Source organism: Pseudomonas sp. P105 (genome assembly GCF_032614175.1).
GTDB classification, from domain to species: Bacteria; Pseudomonadota; Gammaproteobacteria; order Pseudomonadales; family Pseudomonadaceae; genus Aquipseudomonas; species Aquipseudomonas rhizophila.
In genome coordinates, this window is sequence record NZ_CP126693.1 from 6245655 (window position 1) to 6264910 (window position 19256).

Consider the following 19256-nt stretch of genomic DNA (forward strand, 5'->3'; position numbering starts at 1 on the left):
TTGTCTGCGTACCCGTCTCGTTCTTGTTTTTAGTGGCCCTTGCCCCGTGGTTCGACTTGAAATCGACATCGCAGGGGTCGTGACAAGGGGCATTCTAACCACATCAACCAAGGGTTCGTGAACAGGCGAATGAGAATAAACCGGCTATAAATATGAGAACTGACCGGTCACGATTTACATGGTTGAAATTGCTTCGAAATTGGCACAGATTGGCAACCAAACAACTACAACAAACGCTTCATCTGGGCTGACTTTCGAATAGGTTTCTCCGAACTTACGGAAATATCCTACTCAGATCCGCACCAGACGAAGTTTGCATCGAGAGGGCTGGTGCTTGAAAAAACGTCTGTTCGTAACAGGCCTCGGCGGTTTCGTAGGACGCCACATCAAATCTCGCCTGGATGCCCCCAATTCCAGTTGGCAGGTGATGTCCGTCCCAAGCCGTTATGACCTGACAGACGGTAGATCCCTGGAAGGTCTCTGGCCCGAGATCCCCGATGCCGTGATCCACCTGGCAGGCCAGACATTCGTTCCCGAAGCCTTTCGCGATCCGGCCCGCACCCTGCAAATCAACCTGCTTGGCACCTTGAATCTTCTCCAGGCCCTCAAGGCCCGGGGGTTCACCGGAAAATTTCTGTATGTCAGCTCTGGTGATGTGTATGGCCAGGTCAATGAAACCCAGCTCCCCATTACCGAACTGCACGCCCCTGCCCCGCGCAACCCCTATGCCGTAAGCAAGCTGTCAGCCGAACTGCTGAGCCTGCAATGGGGCATGAGCGAAGGCTGGCCGGTGCTGGTAGCCCGTCCTTTCAACCACATCGGCACCGGTCAGAAAGACAGTTTCGTCATCGCCAGCGCGGCCCGGCAGATCAGCCGCATCAAGCTGGGCCTGCAATCGGCCCAGCTGCAAGTGGGCGATATCGATGTCACCCGCGACTTTCTTGACGTAGGCGATGTGATTTCAGCCTACCTGGCGTTGCTGGAACACGGCGCGCCTGGGCAGACCTACAACATCTGCTCGGGTCACGAGCAAAGCATTCGCAGCCTGATCGAACAATTGGGCGACATCGCCCAGGTCGATGTGCAATTGATCCAGGACCCTGCGCGTCTTCGCCGCGCAGAACAGCGTCGCGTCTGCGGTAGCCCTGCCAAGCTACGCCAGGCCACGGGATGGACGCCTGAAACAACAACACAACAATCCTTGCGGGCGATCCTGTCCGACTGGGAGATACGGGTACAACAAGAATGAAAAGTGCATTGATCACAGGGATCACCGGCCAGGACGGCGCGTATCTGGCCAAGTTGCTGCTCGACAAGGGTTACAAAGTCCATGGCCTGGTGGCCCGGCGAAGCAGCGATTCGCGCTGGCGGCTACGCGAGACCGGGATCGAGAACGACATTGTTTACCTGGACGGCGACATGGCCGATGCCTGCTCGGTACAACGCGCCGTGATCAAGTCTGCGCCGGACGAGGTGTATAACCTGGCCGCGCAGAGTTTCGTCGCCGCTTCCTGGAACCAGCCGGTGACCACGGGAATCGTCGATGGCCTCGGGGTGACCCACCTGCTCGAAGGCATTCGCCAGTTCAGCCCTCAAACCCGTTTCTACCAGGCGTCCACCAGCGAAATGTTTGGCCTTATCCAGGCCGAGCAGCAGGATGAGCACACCCCGTTCTACCCACGCAGCCCCTATGGCGTGGCGAAACTGTACGGCCACTGGATCACCGTCAATTACCGCGAAAGCTTCGGTCTGCACGCCAGCAGCGGCATTCTTTTCAATCATGAATCGCCCCTGCGCGGCATCGAATTCGTGACGCGCAAGGTCACCGACGCCGCTGCGCGCATCAAGCAAGGCAAACAGCAGGAGTTACGCCTGGGCAATATCGACACCAAGCGCGACTGGGGCTTTGCCGGCGATTATGTCGAAGCCATGTGGCTGATGTTGCAACAGGACAAACCCGACGATTACGTGGTTGCCACAGGCGTGACCACCACTGTGCGTGAGATGTGCAGGATCGCCTTCGAGCATGTGGGCCTGGACTACCGTGACTTCGTGAAGATCGACCCGGCGTTTTTCCGCCCGGCTGAGGTGGACGTGTTGCTCGGCAACCCGGCCAAGGCCCAACGGGTTCTTGGCTGGAAACCCCGGACCGACCTCGACACCCTGATTCGCATGATGATGGATGCGGACATGAAACGCGTCGCCAAGGAGTAGGCCATGCTGATTCCCATGATTCTCTCCGGCGGTGCCGGCACGAGGTTGTGGCCGATGTCCCGCGAGGGCCATCCCAAACCCTTCATGATCCTGCCTGACGGCCAGTCGCTGCTGAGCAAGACCTACCGACGCGCCGCCGGGTTGTTCGACGGCCGCGGCGACATCGTTACCGTGACCAATCGCGAGTATTACTTTCAGAGCCGCGACCACTACCAAAGCGCCCATCTGGCACGCCATCGCGGCCATTTCGTACTTGAACCGACAGGCCGCAACACCGCGCCGGCCATCGCCACGGCGACGCTCGCGGTACAAGCACTGCACGGTGACGATGCCATCCTGATGGTGATGCCCGCAGACCACCTGATCCAGAACGAGGCGGCCTTCAAGGCTAGCGTGGAGCATGCCACGCAACTGGCCAAAAGCGGTTACCTGGTGACCTTCGGCGTACTGCCCACGACACCGGAAACCGGCTTCGGCTATATAGAACGGGGCAAACCCCTGGATACCCAGGGCGCTGCCAAGGTCGTACGCTTCGTCGAAAAACCCGACCTGCAAACCGCAACACACTATCTGGAAAGCGGCCGTTTCCTGTGGAACTCGGGCATGTTCTGTTTTTCAGTCAAAACCCTGTTGGCGGAATTGCAGAACCACGCCCCGGCGTTGCTGGAACAGGCTCGCGCCTGCATAGCCGCGAGCACGGCCGTGGAGACATCAGGTTGCGTGCAACAGGAACTGTCCGCCGCGCATTTTTCCGAAATGCCGGACATCTCCATCGACTACGCCTTGATGGAGCGCTCCAGTAATGTGGTGGTGGTCCCTGCCGCATTCGATTGGAGCGACATCGGCTCCTGGAGTGCCGTCGCCGATCTGGTGCCCGCCGATGCACAGAACAACCGCGTCAGCGGTGAGGCGTTGTTCATCGACAGCCAGAACAACTATGTCCAGAGTGAGGGACGGTTGGTGGCCGCGCTCGGTGTGGAAAACCTGATCATCATCGATACCGCCGACGCCATCCTCGTCGCCCATTCCGACCGGGCCCAGGATGTACGCCGCGTCGCGCGCCAGCTCAAGGACAAGGAACACGAATCCTATCGCCTGCATCGCACGGTCAGCCGTCCATGGGGCAGCTACACCGTGCTGGAACAGGGCCCGCGCTTCAAGATCAAGCGCATCGTGGTCAAGCCAGGCGCAGCGCTGTCCCTGCAAATGCATCATCACCGCAACGAACATTGGGTGGTCGTCGAAGGCATGGCCAAGGTCACCAACAATGGCTCTGAAGCTCATCTGGTGGCCAAGAACGAATCGACGTTCATCCCCGCCGGGCACCGCCATCGGCTGGAGAACCCCGGCGTCATCGACCTGGTGATCATCGAAGTCCAGAGCGGTGAGTACCTGGGAGAAGATGACATCGTGCGCTTCGAGGATCACTACGGCAGGGCCGTCTGATGTTGCTGACCTTGCACCGTGCACTGTGGAGCTACCGCGGTTTTGTCCTCGGCAGCGTCAAGCGCGAATTCCAGGCGCGCTATCGCAACTCTTTGTTCGGCGCGTTGTGGACCGTGCTCAACCCGCTGTCGATGATCCTCGTCTACACCGTGATTTTTTCCCACATCATGCGCGCCCGCCTGCCGGGGGTGGACGATGGCATGGCCTACAGCGTCTACCTCTGCGCCGGGCTGCTGACCTGGGGGTTCTTCGCCGAGATCACGACCCGCAGTCAGGGCATGTTTCTGGAAAACGCCAATCTGCTGAAGAAGATCAGCTTTCCCAGGATCTGCCTGCCGGTGATTGTGCTGTTCAACGCCGGGATCAACTTCGCGATCATCCTCGGCCTTTTTCTCGGTTTCCTGTTGATCACCGGCCGCTGGCCAGGGATGACGTTGCTGGCGCTGGTGCCATTGCTGGCCCTGCAGGTGATGTTCGCCGCCGGGCTGAGCATGTTGCTGGGGATTCTCAATGTGTTCTTTCGCGATGTCGGGCAACTGTTCGGCATTTGCCTGCAATTCTGGTTCTGGCTGACGCCCATTGTTTACCCGATGACCATCCTTCCGCCGTCGATCCAGCAACTGCTGGCCCTCAACCCCATGACAGCGCTGATGCAGAGTTACCAGAATCTGTTTCTCTACAACCAGTGGCCGGTCTGGAGTTCGCTGACACCGCTGTTGGTCATCGGCCTACTGATGTGCGTCACCGGTTTGCGGATGTTTCGACGCCGCGGCGGTGAAATGGTGGATGAACTCTGATGGGGCATTTACGCGTCAGTGGCCTGGGCAAGGCCTACAAGCAGTATCCGAACCGCTGGAGCCGGTTGTTCGAATGGCTGATTCCCTTTTCCCGCCCGCGTCATCAATTGCACTGGGTCCTGCAGGGCGTCGATTTCGAGATCCAGCCCGGTGAAGCCGTCGGCATCGTCGGGGTCAACGGCGCGGGCAAAAGCACGTTGCTCAAAATGATCACCGGCACCACGCAACCCACCTGCGGCCACATTCAATTGCGTGGCCGCGTCGCGGCGTTGCTGGAGCTGGGCATGGGGTTCCACCCGGACTTCACCGGCCGCCAGAACGCTTTCATGGCCGGGCAGTTGCTGGGCATGCAGGTGGAGGAAATCGAATCATTGATGCCGCAGATCGAAGGTTTTGCCGAAATCGGCGCGGCCATCGACCAGCCGGTACGCACCTATTCCAGTGGCATGCAAATGCGCCTGGCCTTCAGCGTCGCCACGGCCCGCCGCCCGGATATCCTGATCGTCGATGAAGCCCTGTCGGTGGGTGACGCCTACTTCCAGCATAAAAGCTTTGAGCGCATCCGCAGTTTTCGCAAGGCCGGTACGACGCTGCTGATCGTGTCCCACGACCGCTCGGCGATTCAGTCGATCTGCGACACCGCCATCCTGCTGGAGCACGGGCGCATGGCCATGCGCGGCAAGCCGGAAGAGGTGATGGATTATTACAACGCGATGCTGGCCCAGCGCGAGGGCCAGATCGTCCGCCAGGAAATGCTCGCCAACGGCCAGGTACGTACCATCTCCGGCACCGGCGAGGCCGGCATTGTTGATGTACAGCTGTTGAACAGTCAGGGCCAGCCGGTGGAAGTGGCCGAAATCGGCCAGCCGATGGTGTTGCAGGTGCGGGTCGAAATCCGCCAGGACATCGAGCGGCTGGTGCTGGGTTTCCTGATCAAGGACCGCCTCGGCCAGCCCATGTACGGCATCAACACCCATCGCCAGGATAAAGCCGTGACCGACCTCAAGGCCGGCGAACACGTCACCTTCCGTTTCAGTTTCGACATGCGCCTGGGCAAGGGCAATTACTCTGTCGCGCTGAGCCTGTCCCGACTGGATTCGCACCTGGACCGCAACTTCGAATGGCGCGACTACGGGCTGGTGTTCCACGTCATCAACAATCGCCAGGAAGATTTCGTTGGCTGTTCGTGGCTGCAGGCCCGCACCAGCATCCAGCGCACCGCATTACCAGCGGCCGAGGAACTGACGCAAAAGGAATTGCCATGACCCGCCTGCTGGTGGACTGCACCTATGTGTACGATCATCCGAATGACAATTCCGGAATCCAGCGGGTGGTGCGCAACGTTATCCGCGAGCTGCCGACCATAAATCAGGAGTGCGAATGCATTCCCGTGGTGATGCTGCAAGGTAAGTTGTACGAAGTTAAAAGTCTGGCTCCTCTGCCCACAAAGGGGCTGGATCTGGTCGGCTTGCGAGCAGGGCTGGAACAGTTCGCCAACCTGTTATGGCTCAGACAGCGGACCCTCGAGCGGCGACGCCCATTCAACCAGTCAGTTTGGGCTCGTCGCCTGTTGTACGTCGGCTGCCGGTTGTTCGCTCTGGGGTGCCTGAGCATTCCGATCCGAGTACTCGATCGCCTCCTCAAACGCCAGCAAGTCCCGACACGTAGCGTACCGCTGGAGCATAGAGCCGGTGACCAACTGGTGTTGCTCGACTCCTCCTGGCACTCAGGCTTCTTCCCCTTGGCCGAAAAGCTCAAGCGTGAGGGCGTCGGGATCATCTCGGTGGTCTACGACCTGATTCCCCTGACCCATCCACAGTTCTGCGACGCCGGGCTGGTCAAGGTGTTCAACCATTGGTTCGACTGGATCGCCCGCACCGCCGATGGCTACATCGCGATCTCCACCACCATCCGAGACCAGCTTCGCGAGGAAATGGTACGGCGTATTGGCGAGCAACAGGTACGTGAACGTTGGTTCGACTATTTCCACTTGGGCAGCGAACTGGATTTGGTGGATGCCACCAGCGCCATCGACAGCAAACTGCTGCGAGTATTCACGCAGCCCGAGCCAGTGTTCCTGATGGTCAGCACCATCGAACCACGCAAGAACCACGCTTACCTGCTCGATGCGTTCGAACGCGCCTGGGCTGCCGGCTCAAAGGCAAGGTTATGCATCGTCGGAAAAATAGGCTGGAAATGTGAGGACTTGATCGAGCGCATAAGGCGTCACCCGCAACTCAACAGCCGCCTGTTTATGTTCAACAATCTTTCGGACCATAGCCTGGAACACGCTTACCAACATGCCACTGCGCTGGTGTTCCCCTCCTACGTTGAAGGCTTTGGTCTGCCGCTGGTGGAGGCCATGCAGCGCGGCTTGCCGGCGATGGGCAGCGACATTGAGGTATTTCGGGAAATCGGCGGTGAATTCATGGCCTATTTCAATCTCGAAGATCCCCAGAGCCTGGCAGACCTGGTGACCGGCATGGAAAACAGCGGGGTTTTCCCGGCCAGTCGTCCCCTCGATCAATGGCAATGGCTGAGCTGGCGCCAGGCCAGTGCGCAATTGGTGGAGCGAATCGAGCGACACATTGATGAAGTGATCCTCGACAGGGAAACAGCATGCGAATAGCTCTGAACGCCCGGATCCTCCAGGCGCCACGCACAGGCATCGGCCAATACGTGGCGGAACTGGCCACTGCCCTGGCCCAGGAGCCGGATGTACAGCTGTCATTGTTCCATGGCTGGGGCTGGAGCTCGCAGTTGCCGCAAGCGGCCACGCCTGGTTACTCGCGGCTTACACCTTTGCTGCGCCAGGTACCGGGGGCCTATCGGGCGCGGCGCTGGCTGGAACAGAAACGCTTCGATCAGGGCCGTTCCCGTGCCATCGACCTGTATCACGAACCGAGCCTGTGGCCCCTGGCCTTCGAAGGGCCGACGGTGATGACGCTGCATGACCTGACGCACCTGCGCTACCCCGAGACGCAACCACCGGCACGACTGAGGGAAATCGAGCGTCGGCTCAGCCGTGCGGTAGAGCAGTCGCAGCTGATTCTGACGGACTCGCAGTTCATCGCCGATGAAGCCCGAGAACACTTCGGCCTTTGCGCGGAACGCTTGAGAGTCGCCCCGCTGGGGGCTGCTGCACGTTTCCATCCACGCGAACCCGAAGCCATCGATGGGGTTCTCAAAGCCCATGGGCTGGAAGCGGGCCGATATTTTCTGTGTGTCGGCACCCTGGAGCCACGCAAGAACCTGTCGCTGGCCCTGCGCGCCCACGCCAGGCTACCCGAATCCGTCCGTCAGACGTTCCCTTTGTTCATCGTAGGAATGAGCGGATGGCAGCGCGCACAACTCAGCGACGAGTTGAAAAATGCCCTGGCCGGAGGCCATGTTTGTCTCGCGGGCTACTTGCCCGACGAACAGGTTGCCCAGCTATTGGCAGGGGCACGTGCACTGATTTTTCCGTCGCGCTATGAAGGCTTTGGCCTGCCGGTGCTCGAAGCCATGGCCAGCGGCACCCCGGTGATTACCACCCGCTGCTCGGCGATGCCGGAAGTGGCCGGGGCGGCCGGCAATTATTGCGACCCCGACGATCCCCAAGGCATGCGCGAAGCCATGGGCCGGTTGATCGAAGATCGCCTGCATTGGCAGGCGTGTCGTGAAGCCGGGTTGCAACAAGCAGCGCTTTTTTCCTGGCAACGGTGTGCAAAGGTGACCGCCCAGGCGTATCGCCAGGTTCTGGGAGGTTGAATGCGAGTCCTGCACTTTTACAAAACCTATCTGCCTGACTCCATGGGCGGTATCGAACAGGTTATTTTCCAGCTGTGCGACAGCAGTGACCGATTGGGCATCGATAACACCGTGCTGACGCTGAGCAACGATCCGGCGCCGGGTCCGATCAGCATCCGACAGCATAAGGTTCATCAGGCCCGGATGGACTTCCAACTGGCCTCCACCGGGTTTTCCTACAGTGTTTTCAAGAAATTCCGCGAGCTGGCTGCCGAAGCAGACGTAATCAACTACCACTTCCCCTGGCCATTCATGGACCTGGTGCATTTTTGCAGCGCACTGAAAAAACCCTATGTGGTCACCTACCATTCGGACATCGTGCGTCAGCGGCACCTGCTGAAACTGTATCGCCCCCTGATGCGACGCTTCTTGAACGGCGCGGATCGCATCGTCGCGGCATCACCTAACTATGTGCATACCAGCGACGTGCTCAAGGAGTACCGCGATAAGACCCAGGTCATTACCTATGGCTTGAACAAAGCCAGTTATCCACAGCGTGACGCTGAACGCATCGCACAGTGGAAAGCGAAACTGGGCGAGCGCTTCTTTCTGTTCGTGGGGGTGATGCGTTATTACAAGGGCCTGCACATTCTGCTCGACGCCCTCAAAGGCGTGGATTATCCGGTGGTCATCGTCGGTGCAGGCCCGCTGGAGAAAGAACTGCATGCCCAGGCACAGGCGCTGGGCCTGCGCAACCTGCACTTCCTCGGACGCCTGGGCGATGAAGACAAGGTGGCATTGCTGGAGCTGAGCTACGCCATCGTGTTCCCCTCACACCTGCGCTCTGAAGCGTTTGGCATCTCCCTGCTCGAAGGCGCGATGTATGGTAAACCGATGATTTCCAGCGAGATCGGCACCGGCACCAGCTACATCAATATCCACAATGAAACCGGCCTGGTGGTGCCCCCCAGCAACCCCGAAGCTTTCCGGGAAGCGATGCGTACCCTGTGGGACAACCCGGCACAGGCCAGGGAAATGGGCATCAGGGCCGAAGAGCGTTACCGGCAGTTGTTCACCTCCGAGGAGATGGGCCGCAAATGGCTGCAACTGTATGAGGCGTTGCTGGAGCAAAAGGCGCTTTCCTACGCGTAACATTCGCCGATGAGGCGAGTGGATAAATCCCCTCGCCTCAAGATGGCTCAGTGCATTTTCAGGCGTGCTGTTGCAACCCGGCAACCGTACGCGGCATACCGACGAACCCGGGCAAGGCCTCGATCCGCCCCAGCCATGCACGTACGTGGGGGTAGTCTTCCAGCGACACATTGCCCTCCGGGGCATGGGCGATGTAGCTGTAGCCGGCAACATCGGCAATCGTCGCAACGTCACCTGTCAGATACGCGCTGCTGCTCAAGTGCTGATCAATGACTTTGAGCAGGCTGTGGGAACGGGCGATCACCTCCTCTGCGTTGTAAGGCGCGCCGAACACCGTAATCAATCGCGCCGCGGCCGGCCCTGCATGGAGCGGCCCGGCCGCCACCGACAACCAGCGCTGTACCCGAGCGGCGCCGACCGGATCCGTTGGCAACCAGCGACCCTTGCCATACTTGCTTGCCAGGTACACCAGGATGGCGTTGGAATCGGCCAGCACCATACCGTCATCGTCAATGACCGGCACTTGGCCAAAGGCATTAATGGCCAGGAAATCTGCCTGTTTTTGTTCGCCTTTGGCCAGGTCAACAAAAACCACCTCGACGGGCAACCCGAGCAAGGAAAGCATCAACTGAACGCGATGCGCGTGGCCGGAAAGCGGAAAGTGATAAAGCTTGATGGGATTCATGGTCGACTCCGTTGCAAGTGACGCCATCAGCAGAACGGCGTCGATGGGGTCATCTTCCGCTTCGACTGAAGACTAGAGAATCACCCGAATATGCAATCCATTGTTTCAAACAGCGAAACAATGTCTCAGCCTTTCAAGGCCGGGTGCTCACGCAATGCACGGACGGTAAAGTCAACAAAACTGCGTACTCGCGCCGGCGCTTTGCGTCCACCTTGGTACACCACATGGATCGGCAGGGGCGGCAGTTCGAAGTCAGCCAGAACGATCTCCAGTTCCCCGTTGGCAACGTTGCCCGCCACCTGATAAGACAAGACCCGAGTCAACCCCAACCCCTGACAGGCCGCCGTGATTGCGGCCTGGTTGGCCGTGACCACCAGTCTCGGCGCGGGTCGCACAGAGAGCGGTTGCCCTGTGTCGATGAACGTCCAGTTTCTGATCTGACCGGTGGCCGATGAGGCGACTACCGGCATGTGCTCCAGATCCTGCGGGTGTGCGGGTCGGCCATGGCGAGCGAAGAGATCGGGGGAACCGCAAACCACCCGTCGTACTTCACCCACACCCACGGCGTGCTGACTGCTGTCGGGCAACTCGCCAATGCGTATGGCAATGTCGATGCCCTCCTCGACCATGCTGACGATACGGTCCAGCAATAAGGCATTGATGCCGACCTCGGGGAATTGCTGCAGGTAATCGACCAGCACCGGCGTGACAAACAACTGACCAAACAGCACCGGGGCGGTAATCGTCAATTGCCCGCGGGGCTGGGCGTGACTGCCGACCGCTGAATCCTCGGCTTCCTGCAAATCCGCCAGAATTCGGCGGCAGTCCTCGAGAAAGCGCTGGCCCGCTTCGCTCAGGTATACGTTGCGGGTGGTGCGCACCAGCAAGGGCGTACCGATACGCTGCTCCAACGCCGCCACGGCGCGTGTGACGCTGGCCGCCGACAGGCCCAGGCGTCGCGCAGCCGCCGAGAAACCGGAGTCCTGGGCCACGGCGACAAAAACCTGCATTTCCTGAAACCTGTCCATTCATCCCCCAATGAGAAACCTTGATACAAGTTGGCTGCGCACCTCAAATCAGCGCCGCACCGCCATTGTAGGGGGCTGCGCCAGCGAACCACAGCGCAACGCGATCGGGCATCGGCACATCGACCCGGTCAATTGCGACTATGCTTGGTACCATCGAGCATACTTTCATGACAATTTAATGACTCGAACCATGGCGTAGGTCTTGTGGACACGGGCTTGCTCGCAAGCCCGTGTCCACAAGATGCGTGCCTGACTGGCGTCCATCGGAAGGCCCCTTTTTGTGAATGTTTTTTACCGCGGCTTCACGCACCCCCTTGCCCCCCTCATCGCCCTGGCCGGATGTGTATTAATCATCCCAATGGGCCTGCGCCTCTCGCTGGGATGGTCCGATCCGCTGGGCTATCTGTCTGACCTGGGCATGGGCGGGTTGCTGATCGTGCTGCTTTACCGTCGTCCCTGGTGGGTGGCATTACCCATTTTGCTGATCTGGAGCATGCTGACGCTGGCCAGCATCGAACTGGTCAGTGCTGTCGGGCGCATGCCCACCCCATCGGACCTGCATTACCTGACCGACCCGCAATTCGTCGAAAACTCCACCAGCGGCGGCTTCGCCCATCCCTGGCTGGCAGGGGTGCAACTGGTTGCGTTGATGGTCTGGCTGATCGTCCAATGGCCCCGCCGGTTGTATATGGCGCCTCGCTTGCCGCGCCACGCCTGGGCGCTGCCGGTAGTGCTTTTGCTGAGCCACAGTGTGGTGCAAACCTGGCGACCCAGTGAGGCAGACCAATGGAACCTGTTCAATCTTCCCCACCAACTCGTCACGGCGGCCGTTGCCGCCGGGCAGGATCGAACCCAGCTATGGCTTGAAGATGACACAGTGGTTCAAGCCCCGCCCATGGAGGGTCTTACCCGGCTCGATCTTGAAGGTCAGAAAATCCTGCCTGCACCGGGCCGGGCCCGCAACGTCCTGATCATCACCCTGGAAGGCGTTCCCGGCGCCTACGTGGGCGTCAACCGTCAGGCCCTGAAAAGCAGCTATCAGGAGGACCTGATGCCGCACCTCAGTGCCTGGGCCAAGCGCGGCATGAATACACCCGATTACGTCCTGCACAATCATCAGACCATTCGTGGCCTGTATTCGATGCTGTGTGGCGACTACGACAAATTCGACGACGGCACGCCCAAAGGCGTCGAGATGTTGAACCTGAGCCGGCGCAACCAGGCCTGCCTGCCGGCCCAGTTGCGCCGCAACGGGTTCTCCACGCACTTCCTGCAAGGTGCGGGCCTGCGGTTCATGGCCAAGGACCGGATCATGCCGCACATCGGCTTCGACACCACTCTGGGCATGGACTGGTTCACCAAACCTGCCTACCTGGAATTCCCTTGGGGCAAGGACGACAAGACATTCTTCGAGGGCGCGCTGGATTACGTCGGGCAACTGCAAAAGGCAAAGAAGCCCTGGATGCTTACGCTGCTGACGGTGGGCACGCACCAGCCCTACTCAGCGCCGGATGACTACCTGCAACGCTACGACACCACCAAGCAGGCGGCCGTCGGTTACCTGGATGACGCACTGGACAGCTTCATGTCGGGGCTGGAACGCCAAGGCGTGCTGAAAGACACCCTGGTGATCATCACCTCGGACGAATCCCACGGCATCGACGATGTACGCCTGGCGTCATCCTGGGGTTTCAACCTGACATTGGCGCCGGAGCCATTGCCCCGGGTCAAGTCGGGGGTCTACGGTCATGTGGACCTGAGCGCCTCGGTCCTCGATTACTTCGGTTTCAAAGTGCCCAAGTCATTGTCCGGTCGCTCGTTGTTCCGGGACTACGCAACGGGCCGGGAAATCATGTCGTTCACCAATGGCAAGCTGCGCTACCACGATGGCAAGAGCACTTTCACCGAATGCGATTTCCTGCAGCGCTGCCGCTATTACACCAGCGAAGGTTTCATCACGGAGCGCGCCACTTACGGCGGGCAATACAGCGGTCAACGGGCCAGGTTGATCAGCGCGCGGGCCACGGCCCTGGACCGCACCCTGCTCCATACACCGCTCAACCAGCATTATCAGTTTGGTAGCGCCGATCAAATCCCGCTTCCGGCCCAAATCACCAACGACTGGACCGACAACCTGATCGGTGCCCAATACCTGGAGATGCCCAAGGGCTCACAGACCCGCGTCAGCCTGACCATCCGCGCCCTGGGTCCGGACAATGCGGCCTATATTTCCCTCAAGGCCAAAGAGTTCGAGCAGGATGTAGCGATCGACCTGCCGACGGAAGTGGCGGTGACGCCCGAACAGCCGCTGGTGATGAACATCCGTTTCGATAACCCGCAACCCCGCAAGGCCTTCTCTTTCCATCTGCTGGGGCACGGGGTGGGCGCCATCGAAATCAGTGACTTCAGTGTCGTGACCGAACTGCCGGAGCAGACAGAACCCTCGGATTACCTGAACCTCGTCCAGGAAGACAGTGACGCCCAGTCCAGTTGAATGACATCGCGCAGCCAATGACCTACGCTGCGCCTTACATCGTCCTGGGCTGAATTGATCAATGAAGCAGGCTAATCCAGCAACCCATGCAGCTTGGCGTACTGCAACAGCATGATGGTCTTGCCGTCGCAGATATCCCCGGTTTCGATCATGCCCAGCGCCTTGTCGAGAGACATCTCCAACACTTCGATCTCCTCGCCCTCGGCTTCCAGCCCGCCGCCCTCATGCTGTTTATCTTCGTCGAAGTATTCGCCGACGAAAAAATGCAGGCGTTCTGTCACCGACCCTGGGCTCATGAATGCCTCGAACACCTTGCGTACATCCTGGACGATATAGCCGGTTTCCTCTTGGGTTTCCTTGCGGATGCAGGTGTGCGGGTCGTCGTTATCCAGCAGGCCGGCACAGGTTTCGATCAACAGACCATCGTGGTCATTGACGAAGGCCGGGAAGCGGAACTGCCGGGTCAGCACCACGGTTTGCTTGGCCTTGCTGTACAGCAGGATGGTCGCGCCGTTGCCCCGATCGTAGGTCTCGCGGGCCAGTTCGCGCCACTGGCCATCGCGGCCGAGGTAGTCGTAGGTGGTTTTGCGCAGCACGTACCAGTTGTCCGAGAGCACTTCGACTTTCTTGATGCGCACGCGATCTTTGGTGCTTATCTGAGTCATTCAGCCGTTCCATGTCCAGTGTCTGAAAGCGGCAGAGTGGCCGTAAAGGCCGACGGCCTGCCATGATTGAGGCAGGCTAGCAGAGGCAGGATCGATCACTCCAGCCCGGTGGCAAACACCTTGCCGGGGTTCATCAACCCGGTCGGATCCAGCGTGTGCTTGATGGCACGCATCAACTCGATCTCCAGCGGATCCTTGAAATGAGCCGCCGCGTCCGGCTTGGCTTGCCCCAGGCCATGTTCGGCACTGATGCTGCCATTGAAAGCGCTCGTCATCTGGTAGATGACCTGCATGATCGCTTGTTCCTGGGCCTTGAACGGGGCATCGGCATGGCCCAGCGGCTTGCTGATGTTGTAGTGCAGGTTGCCATCACCCATGTGACCGTAGGAAACAATGCGTACGCCGGGAAACGCCTGTTGCAAGGCGCTATCGGTACGCTCGATGAACGCCGGAATCTGGCTGACGGGCACGCTGATGTCATGCTTGAGGCTTGGACCTTCATGATTCTGCGCCTCGGAAATACCTTCGCGCAGAGCCCACAATGCCGCAGCCTGAGTCTGGTTGCTGGCGATCACGGCATCAATCACCCACCCGGCCTCAAATGCATGGCCCAGGCCACTTTCAAGCAACAGGTCCAAAGGTGCGTCGGGCACCGTGTCGCGCAATTCGATCAGGGCGTACCACGGGTGCCGCCCTTGCAAGTGGTCACAGCAACCGGCCACATGATCCAGGACGAACTCCAGGCTCTGGCGCGACATCATCTCAAAGCCCGTCAGACGGTCGGCGCACAGGCTGCGAACATGCCCGATCAGGTCCACCGCGGCCTGCGGCGTGGGCAGTGCGACCCAAGCGGTGGCCGTGCTATGGGTGGCCGGAAACAACTTGAGTACCGCCGCCGTGATAATCCCAAGCGTACCTTCCGAGCCAATGAATAGATGCTTGAGGTCGTAGCCGGTGTTGTCTTTGCGCAAACCTCGCAAGCCGTGCCAGACACGTCCATCCGGCAATACCACCTCAAGCCCAAGGGTCAGCTCGCGCATGTTGCCGTAACGCAGCACGGCCGTGCCGCCGGCATTGGTGGCCAGATTGCCGCCCACCGTGCAACTGCCTTCGGCCCCCAGTGACAGCGGGAACAAGCGACCGGCCTGGCTGGCGGCTTCTTGCAACTGCTGCAGAATCACCCCGGCCTCGACCGTTATGGTTTCATTGGCCAGGTCGATTTCGCGGATGCGCTTCATCCGGGTCAACGACAGCACCACCTGACGACCAGACGAATCCGGGATCGAGCCGCCACACAACCCGGTATTTCCGCCCTGCGGCACCAAGGCAACCCCGGCGTCATGGCAAAGCCGCACCACCGCCGCCACTTCTTCGGTTGTGGCCGGGCGCACCACCAGTGCGGCCCGGCCTTGGTAAGCGTTACGCCAGTCAGTCAGGTAGCTGTGCATAAGTTCAGGATCACGCACCAGCCCCGCCGCGCCGACCACTTGCTCGACGCTTTGGATCAACGTCTCCCAGGCCATCGGGTCGAGATCGGCCGAAGAGAGAGAATTGGGGTTTTGCATGACTGTCTCCGGCGTTTGAATTCGGCTGCTGCAGCGCACATCGTGCGTTGCAGCAGTGGAAGCGACCGATTGAGATGAACTAGCTGCGCATCAGCTCAATGGCGGCACTTTTCTTGTGACGGATCACCGTCACCAGGTGCCAGGAGACAGACGCCGCTGCGAGGGCCAGGAAGACCGCTGAGATCGGCGTGGTGAGGAAACCACTGAAGTTGCCATCCGAGAGCATCAGACCGCGCCGCAGGTTGGTTTCAGCCATAGGGCCGAGGATGAAGCCAATGATGAACGGCGCAATCGGCAGTCCACCTTTGACGAAGCCATAGCCCATCAGGCCGAACAGCAGCACCGCCCAGACGTCGAAGATGCGGCTGTTGAGGCCGAACGCACCGACTACGCAGAGCACCAGGATGATCGGTAACAGAATGTGCTTGGGCACCGCCAGCAACTTGATGAAGATGCGCAGTCCGTAGAACTCCAGCACCAACATCAGCAACGAAGCCAGAATCAGCGCGGCAAAGATGGTGTAGACCAGCGATCCCTGACTGATGAACAACAGCGGGCCAGGCTGGATGCCGTGAATCATGAAGCCGCCAAGCATCACCGCCGTGGTGGTGTCTCCGGGAATACCCAGGGTCAGCAGCGGGATCATCGCACCGCCAATACCGGCGTTGTTCGCGGTTTCGCTGGCAACCACGCCCTCGATGGAGCCTTTACCGAATTCTTCCGGGTGCTTTGAGCGCTTTTTTGCCGCGATGTAGGAAACAATGTTCGAGGTACCAGCGCCGATGCCCGGCAGGATCCCGATGCCCAGGCCGATGAACGCCGAGCGGGTCGCGTTCGGCAATTGGCTTATGAACTCCTTGATGGAAAAACCAAACCCTTTCACGCCCTTCATGCTGATGTTCTGTGGCTTGGCACGGTGGCTTGAGCGGGCGCTCTCGGCGAATTTCAGCACTTCGGAGACCGCAAACATGCCGATCATGACGGTCAGCATGGCGAAGCCACCGTTAAGACTCGGCAGGTCGAACGTGAAACGCCGAATGGCGTCGACCGGGGCGATCCCGACGGTTGAAAAGGCAAAGCCCAAGGCGCCGGCGAACAGCCCTTTGACCAGCGAACCGGTAGACAGTGTGGCAATCAGAGTCAGCGAAAAAACGGCAATGGAGAAATATTCATGGGGACCGAAACTCAGGGCCACGTCCGCCAGGATCGGGGCGATAAACATCAACGCCGCAATGCTGAAAATCGTGCCCAGGAACGAGAACACCACGCCAATGCCCAGGGCTTTGACGCCCAGGCCCTTTTTCATCATCGGCGAACCATCGAACGTCGTGGCGATGGAGGCCGGCGTGCCCGGTATGTTGAGCAATATCGCTGAAATCAGCCCCCCCGAGGTGGCGCCGACAAACAGAGCAACCAGCAGTGACAGACCCGTGGCCGGGCCCATCGAATAGGTCAGCGGCAAGCACAGGGCGATGGCCATGGTGGCCGAAAGGCCGGGCACCGCACCAAAGACGATCCCCACTGCAACGCCGAGGGTGATCAGGACAAATACGTAGGGCGAGAATACGGCACCGAAGCCTTGTTGCAGGAGCTCAATCATCACCGTCCCCTAGAAATCCAATAGACCGGTGGGCAGCATCAAATCGAAGCCCTCACGGAAGATCACAAAAATCAACGCTGCTGAAACGACCGCGATCACGGCATACAGCCCGTGCTTGACCTTCTGATCCGCGGGGGTCAACACGATGAATTGGGCGTAGAGGTAAAGCGTGGTCATGATCACGAAACCGACAACTTCCAGCAGCGCGGTGAAGAGCGTCACCAGGGCGATGGATTTGATAACCGTCGGGTAATCGATCGATTCAGCGGCTTCGGCCGGCTCGACAGGCTCGGCACGTTGCTGGGGCAGTTTTCTCCAGGCCAGCAACTGCAACACGCCCAACAGGCACAGCGCGCCGGAAAGAATCCAGGGCACAAAAGCGGCGTCGACAAAACCGCGACGCGGCAGATTCGCGGTCAACAACATGTACGCCACACCAGCACCGAGCATCGCCAGGCCGGCGAACAATTCATTTCTTTTGTAGGTATCCATACAGGATCCTCTTTCACTTGAAGGGCCGAGCAAAGGGGCGCTGGCCAATTCGGTAAGCGCCCCATCCTGTTTCCCAGGATTTACTTGGCTTTACGCATTTCGTCCTTGAACTGCATGAAGTCGTCACGGGTCTTGGTCAGCGTAGCAATGGCTTCTTCGGTGCCCTGGAAGCTGACAGGCTGCTTGAAGGACTTCTTGAGCTCTTCAGCGTATTCAGGTTCTTCGGTGATTTTCTTCATGGTGTCAGCCATTTTCTTGACGATGGCCGGGTCTGTGCCTTTCGGGAAAGCGACGATGTAAGGCTTGTCCAGGACCAGGTCCACGCCTTGCTCCTTGAACGTCTTGACGTCACCCAGCAGCGGGTTGCGCTCTGCGTTAGGCTGCCCCAGAGCGGTCATCTTGCCGCTGGCAATGTAGTCCTGAACCGAACCATAGCTGATAGCACCCAGGTCAATGCGTTTGCCCAGCAAGGCCACCACTTTTTCCGAAACGGTGCCGCTGTCGACCATCTTCAGTTTGACGCCGGCGAGCTTCTCGAACATCAAGCCTTGCAGGTGCGAGAAGTTACCCATCTCGGTGCCGTAGGTGATGGTGCCTGGCTTGGCCTTGGCCTGTGAAATCAACTGATCGAGGGTGTCGATGCCCGAGCTTTTGGCAGAGACGAACACAGCGCCTTTATCAACGCCCGCGATGCAGGAGACATCGAATGCATCGAAGCGATCTTCGGACAACCCTGCCACTTCGTTAACGATCATCTGACCGGTGTGGGTGAACAGAATGGTGTTGCCATCTGGCGCCGCGCTCTTGACCGCGTCGGCAGCGATGGTGCCGCCCCCGCCGGCCATGTTGGTGACGACCATGGACTTACCGGTCACTTTGGTGAAGTACTTGGCCATCATCCGTGCGTTGAAGTCGGTATCGCCGCCGGCGTTGGCAATGACCACCACCTGCACCGGACGTGTCGGCCAGTCGCTCGCATCAGCGGCAACGGCCGCTCCGGCGGTAAGGCTCAAGAAGGAAGCGACGAGAGAGGCGCATAGTGTTTTTCTCATTATTGTTCTCCAGAGATGCTGCCGTAAAAGGTGTTGGTAGGGAGTTGGGTATGGGTGTCGCGAGGATGAATCGGGCGTATTGCCAACCCGCGCGCAGTGGCAAAGCCGTACTGGGGCGCAGCAGGAAGCGAACGATGCAAGGAATTTGGTTGAGTCGAACAAGTATGGCTGTCTGGAAAGCCATGGCCCGCTTGGCTGGGATGCATAAGCGAGAAGAGATGCGCCCTTCTACGGTTATGCAGAAAGGGCAGAGAGCGATGCTGATGAGCCGTCGGAGCGAATGGCATAGCAGGGCCTGCGTCGATTTTATTATTTTATGTCATACGTTGTCGTACGA

Annotated in this window: 16 protein-coding genes; 9 read left to right on the forward strand and 7 right to left on the reverse strand. The window is 59.5% G+C overall.

The window, feature by feature from the left end; all coding sequences use genetic code 11:
• The first annotated feature begins 334 nt into the window (after nt 1-334).
• The 8 genes from QOM08_RS28080 to QOM08_RS28115 are packed head-to-tail and all read left to right on the forward strand — an operon-like array spanning nt 335 to nt 9338.
• Nucleotides 335-1249 carry a GDP-mannose 4,6-dehydratase gene (locus QOM08_RS28080; protein WP_316912388.1) on the forward strand — a complete coding sequence of 305 codons (915 nt, stop codon included), beginning with the start codon at nt 335-337 and terminating at the stop codon, nt 1247-1249.
• Nucleotides 1246-2214 carry a GDP-mannose 4,6-dehydratase gene (gene gmd / locus QOM08_RS28085; protein WP_047226665.1) on the forward strand — a complete coding sequence of 323 codons (969 nt, stop codon included), beginning with the start codon at nt 1246-1248 and terminating at the stop codon, nt 2212-2214. Before QOM08_RS28080 ends, gmd begins: the two co-directional genes overlap by 4 nt.
• Before the next feature lie 3 nt (nt 2215-2217).
• The gene (locus QOM08_RS28090) at nt 2218-3660 is read left to right on the forward strand and encodes a mannose-1-phosphate guanylyltransferase/mannose-6-phosphate isomerase (RefSeq protein ID WP_316912389.1); all 1443 of its coding nucleotides are present in this window, start codon (nt 2218-2220) and stop codon (nt 3658-3660) included.
• Nucleotides 3660-4457, forward strand: coding sequence for an ABC transporter permease (locus QOM08_RS28095; RefSeq protein ID WP_316912390.1), 798 nt, complete (start codon nt 3660-3662; stop codon nt 4455-4457). The genes QOM08_RS28090 and QOM08_RS28095 overlap by 1 nt, the downstream gene beginning before the upstream one ends.
• On the forward strand, nt 4457-5722 hold the full coding sequence (locus QOM08_RS28100; RefSeq protein ID WP_188251908.1) for an ABC transporter ATP-binding protein: 1266 nt from the start codon (nt 4457-4459) through the stop codon (nt 5720-5722). The genes QOM08_RS28095 and QOM08_RS28100 overlap by 1 nt, the downstream gene beginning before the upstream one ends.
• Nucleotides 5719-7086 carry a glycosyltransferase family 4 protein gene (locus QOM08_RS28105; RefSeq protein ID WP_139048695.1) on the forward strand — a complete coding sequence of 456 codons (1368 nt, stop codon included), beginning with the start codon at nt 5719-5721 and terminating at the stop codon, nt 7084-7086. Before QOM08_RS28100 ends, QOM08_RS28105 begins: the two co-directional genes overlap by 4 nt.
• Nucleotides 7077-8207: a glycosyltransferase family 1 protein gene (locus tag QOM08_RS28110; RefSeq protein WP_316912391.1), complete on the forward strand. Its 1131-nt coding sequence runs from the start codon at nt 7077-7079 to the stop codon at nt 8205-8207. The genes QOM08_RS28105 and QOM08_RS28110 overlap by 10 nt, the downstream gene beginning before the upstream one ends.
• Nucleotides 8208-9338, forward strand: coding sequence for a glycosyltransferase family 4 protein (locus QOM08_RS28115; protein WP_076383172.1), 1131 nt, complete (start codon nt 8208-8210; stop codon nt 9336-9338).
• A gap of 58 nt (nt 9339-9396) precedes the next feature.
• Here the strand turns inward: QOM08_RS28115 and QOM08_RS28120 are convergent, their stop codons facing one another.
• Together QOM08_RS28120 and QOM08_RS28125 are read right to left on the reverse strand one after the other, a co-directional pair.
• Complete coding sequence (locus QOM08_RS28120; RefSeq protein ID WP_139048698.1) at nt 9397-10023, reverse strand: glutathione S-transferase family protein; 627 nt, start codon at nt 10021-10023, stop codon at nt 9397-9399.
• A 125-nt stretch (nt 10024-10148) separates the two neighbouring features.
• Nucleotides 10149-11051, reverse strand: coding sequence for a LysR family transcriptional regulator (locus QOM08_RS28125; RefSeq protein WP_316912392.1), 903 nt, complete (start codon nt 11049-11051; stop codon nt 10149-10151).
• Between the two features lie 280 nt (nt 11052-11331).
• Between QOM08_RS28125 and QOM08_RS28130 the strand changes: the two genes are divergently transcribed.
• Nucleotides 11332-13545 (forward strand): LTA synthase family protein, encoded by a 2214-nt coding sequence (locus tag QOM08_RS28130; RefSeq protein ID WP_316912393.1) that lies wholly within the window; start codon nt 11332-11334, stop codon nt 13543-13545.
• 71 nt (nt 13546-13616) lie between these two features.
• On the opposite strand, the gene nudK is transcribed toward QOM08_RS28130, so the two are convergent.
• The 5 genes from nudK to QOM08_RS28155 form a co-directional block, all read right to left on the reverse strand.
• Nucleotides 13617-14210: a GDP-mannose pyrophosphatase NudK gene (gene nudK / locus QOM08_RS28135; protein WP_047226655.1), complete on the reverse strand. Its 594-nt coding sequence runs from the start codon at nt 14208-14210 to the stop codon at nt 13617-13619.
• A gap of 95 nt (nt 14211-14305) precedes the next feature.
• A complete protein-coding gene (locus QOM08_RS28140; RefSeq protein ID WP_316913257.1) occupies nt 14306-15733 on the reverse strand; it encodes an FAD-binding oxidoreductase in 1428 nt (475 codons plus the stop codon).
• Nucleotides 15734-15854: 121 nt separating this feature from the next.
• Nucleotides 15855-17375 (reverse strand): tripartite tricarboxylate transporter permease, encoded by a 1521-nt coding sequence (locus QOM08_RS28145; RefSeq protein ID WP_047226654.1) that lies wholly within the window; start codon nt 17373-17375, stop codon nt 15855-15857.
• A gap of 9 nt (nt 17376-17384) precedes the next feature.
• Complete coding sequence (locus QOM08_RS28150) at nt 17385-17867, reverse strand: tripartite tricarboxylate transporter TctB family protein (protein ID WP_107323169.1); 483 nt, start codon at nt 17865-17867, stop codon at nt 17385-17387.
• 80 nt (nt 17868-17947) lie between these two features.
• Entirely contained in the window at nt 17948-18919 is a 972-nt protein-coding gene (locus tag QOM08_RS28155) for a tripartite tricarboxylate transporter substrate binding protein (RefSeq protein ID WP_047226652.1), read from the reverse strand.
• Nucleotides 18920-19256 lie beyond the last annotated feature (337 nt).

Bases quoted from the DNA above. Each gene is read 5' to 3' on its own strand.
- QOM08_RS28140 (WP_316913257.1), bottom strand. From the start codon at position 15,733: ATGGCCTGGGAGACGTTGATCCAAAGCGTCGAGCAAGTGGTCGGCGCG.
- QOM08_RS28090 (WP_316912389.1), top strand. From the start codon at position 2,218: ATGCTGATTCCCATGATTCTCTCCGGCGGTGCCGGCACGAGGTTGTGG.
- QOM08_RS28115 (WP_076383172.1), top strand. From the start codon at position 8,208: ATGCGAGTCCTGCACTTTTACAAAACCTATCTGCCTGACTCCATGGGC.
- QOM08_RS28095 (WP_316912390.1), top strand. From the start codon at position 3,660: ATGTTGCTGACCTTGCACCGTGCACTGTGGAGCTACCGCGGTTTTGTC.
- QOM08_RS28100 (WP_188251908.1), top strand. From the start codon at position 4,457: ATGGGGCATTTACGCGTCAGTGGCCTGGGCAAGGCCTACAAGCAGTAT.
- QOM08_RS28155 (WP_047226652.1), bottom strand. From the start codon at position 18,919: ATGAGAAAAACACTATGCGCCTCTCTCGTCGCTTCCTTCTTGAGCCTT.
- QOM08_RS28120 (WP_139048698.1), bottom strand. From the start codon at position 10,023: ATGAATCCCATCAAGCTTTATCACTTTCCGCTTTCCGGCCACGCGCAT.
- gmd (WP_047226665.1), top strand. From the start codon at position 1,246: ATGAAAAGTGCATTGATCACAGGGATCACCGGCCAGGACGGCGCGTAT.
- QOM08_RS28150 (WP_107323169.1), bottom strand. From the start codon at position 17,867: ATGGATACCTACAAAAGAAATGAATTGTTCGCCGGCCTGGCGATGCTC.
- QOM08_RS28145 (WP_047226654.1), bottom strand. From the start codon at position 17,375: ATGATTGAGCTCCTGCAACAAGGCTTCGGTGCCGTATTCTCGCCCTAC.
- QOM08_RS28110 (WP_316912391.1), top strand. From the start codon at position 7,077: ATGCGAATAGCTCTGAACGCCCGGATCCTCCAGGCGCCACGCACAGGC.
- nudK (WP_047226655.1), bottom strand. From the start codon at position 14,210: ATGACTCAGATAAGCACCAAAGATCGCGTGCGCATCAAGAAAGTCGAA.
- QOM08_RS28105 (WP_139048695.1), top strand. From the start codon at position 5,719: ATGACCCGCCTGCTGGTGGACTGCACCTATGTGTACGATCATCCGAAT.
- QOM08_RS28125 (WP_316912392.1), bottom strand. From the start codon at position 11,051: ATGGACAGGTTTCAGGAAATGCAGGTTTTTGTCGCCGTGGCCCAGGAC.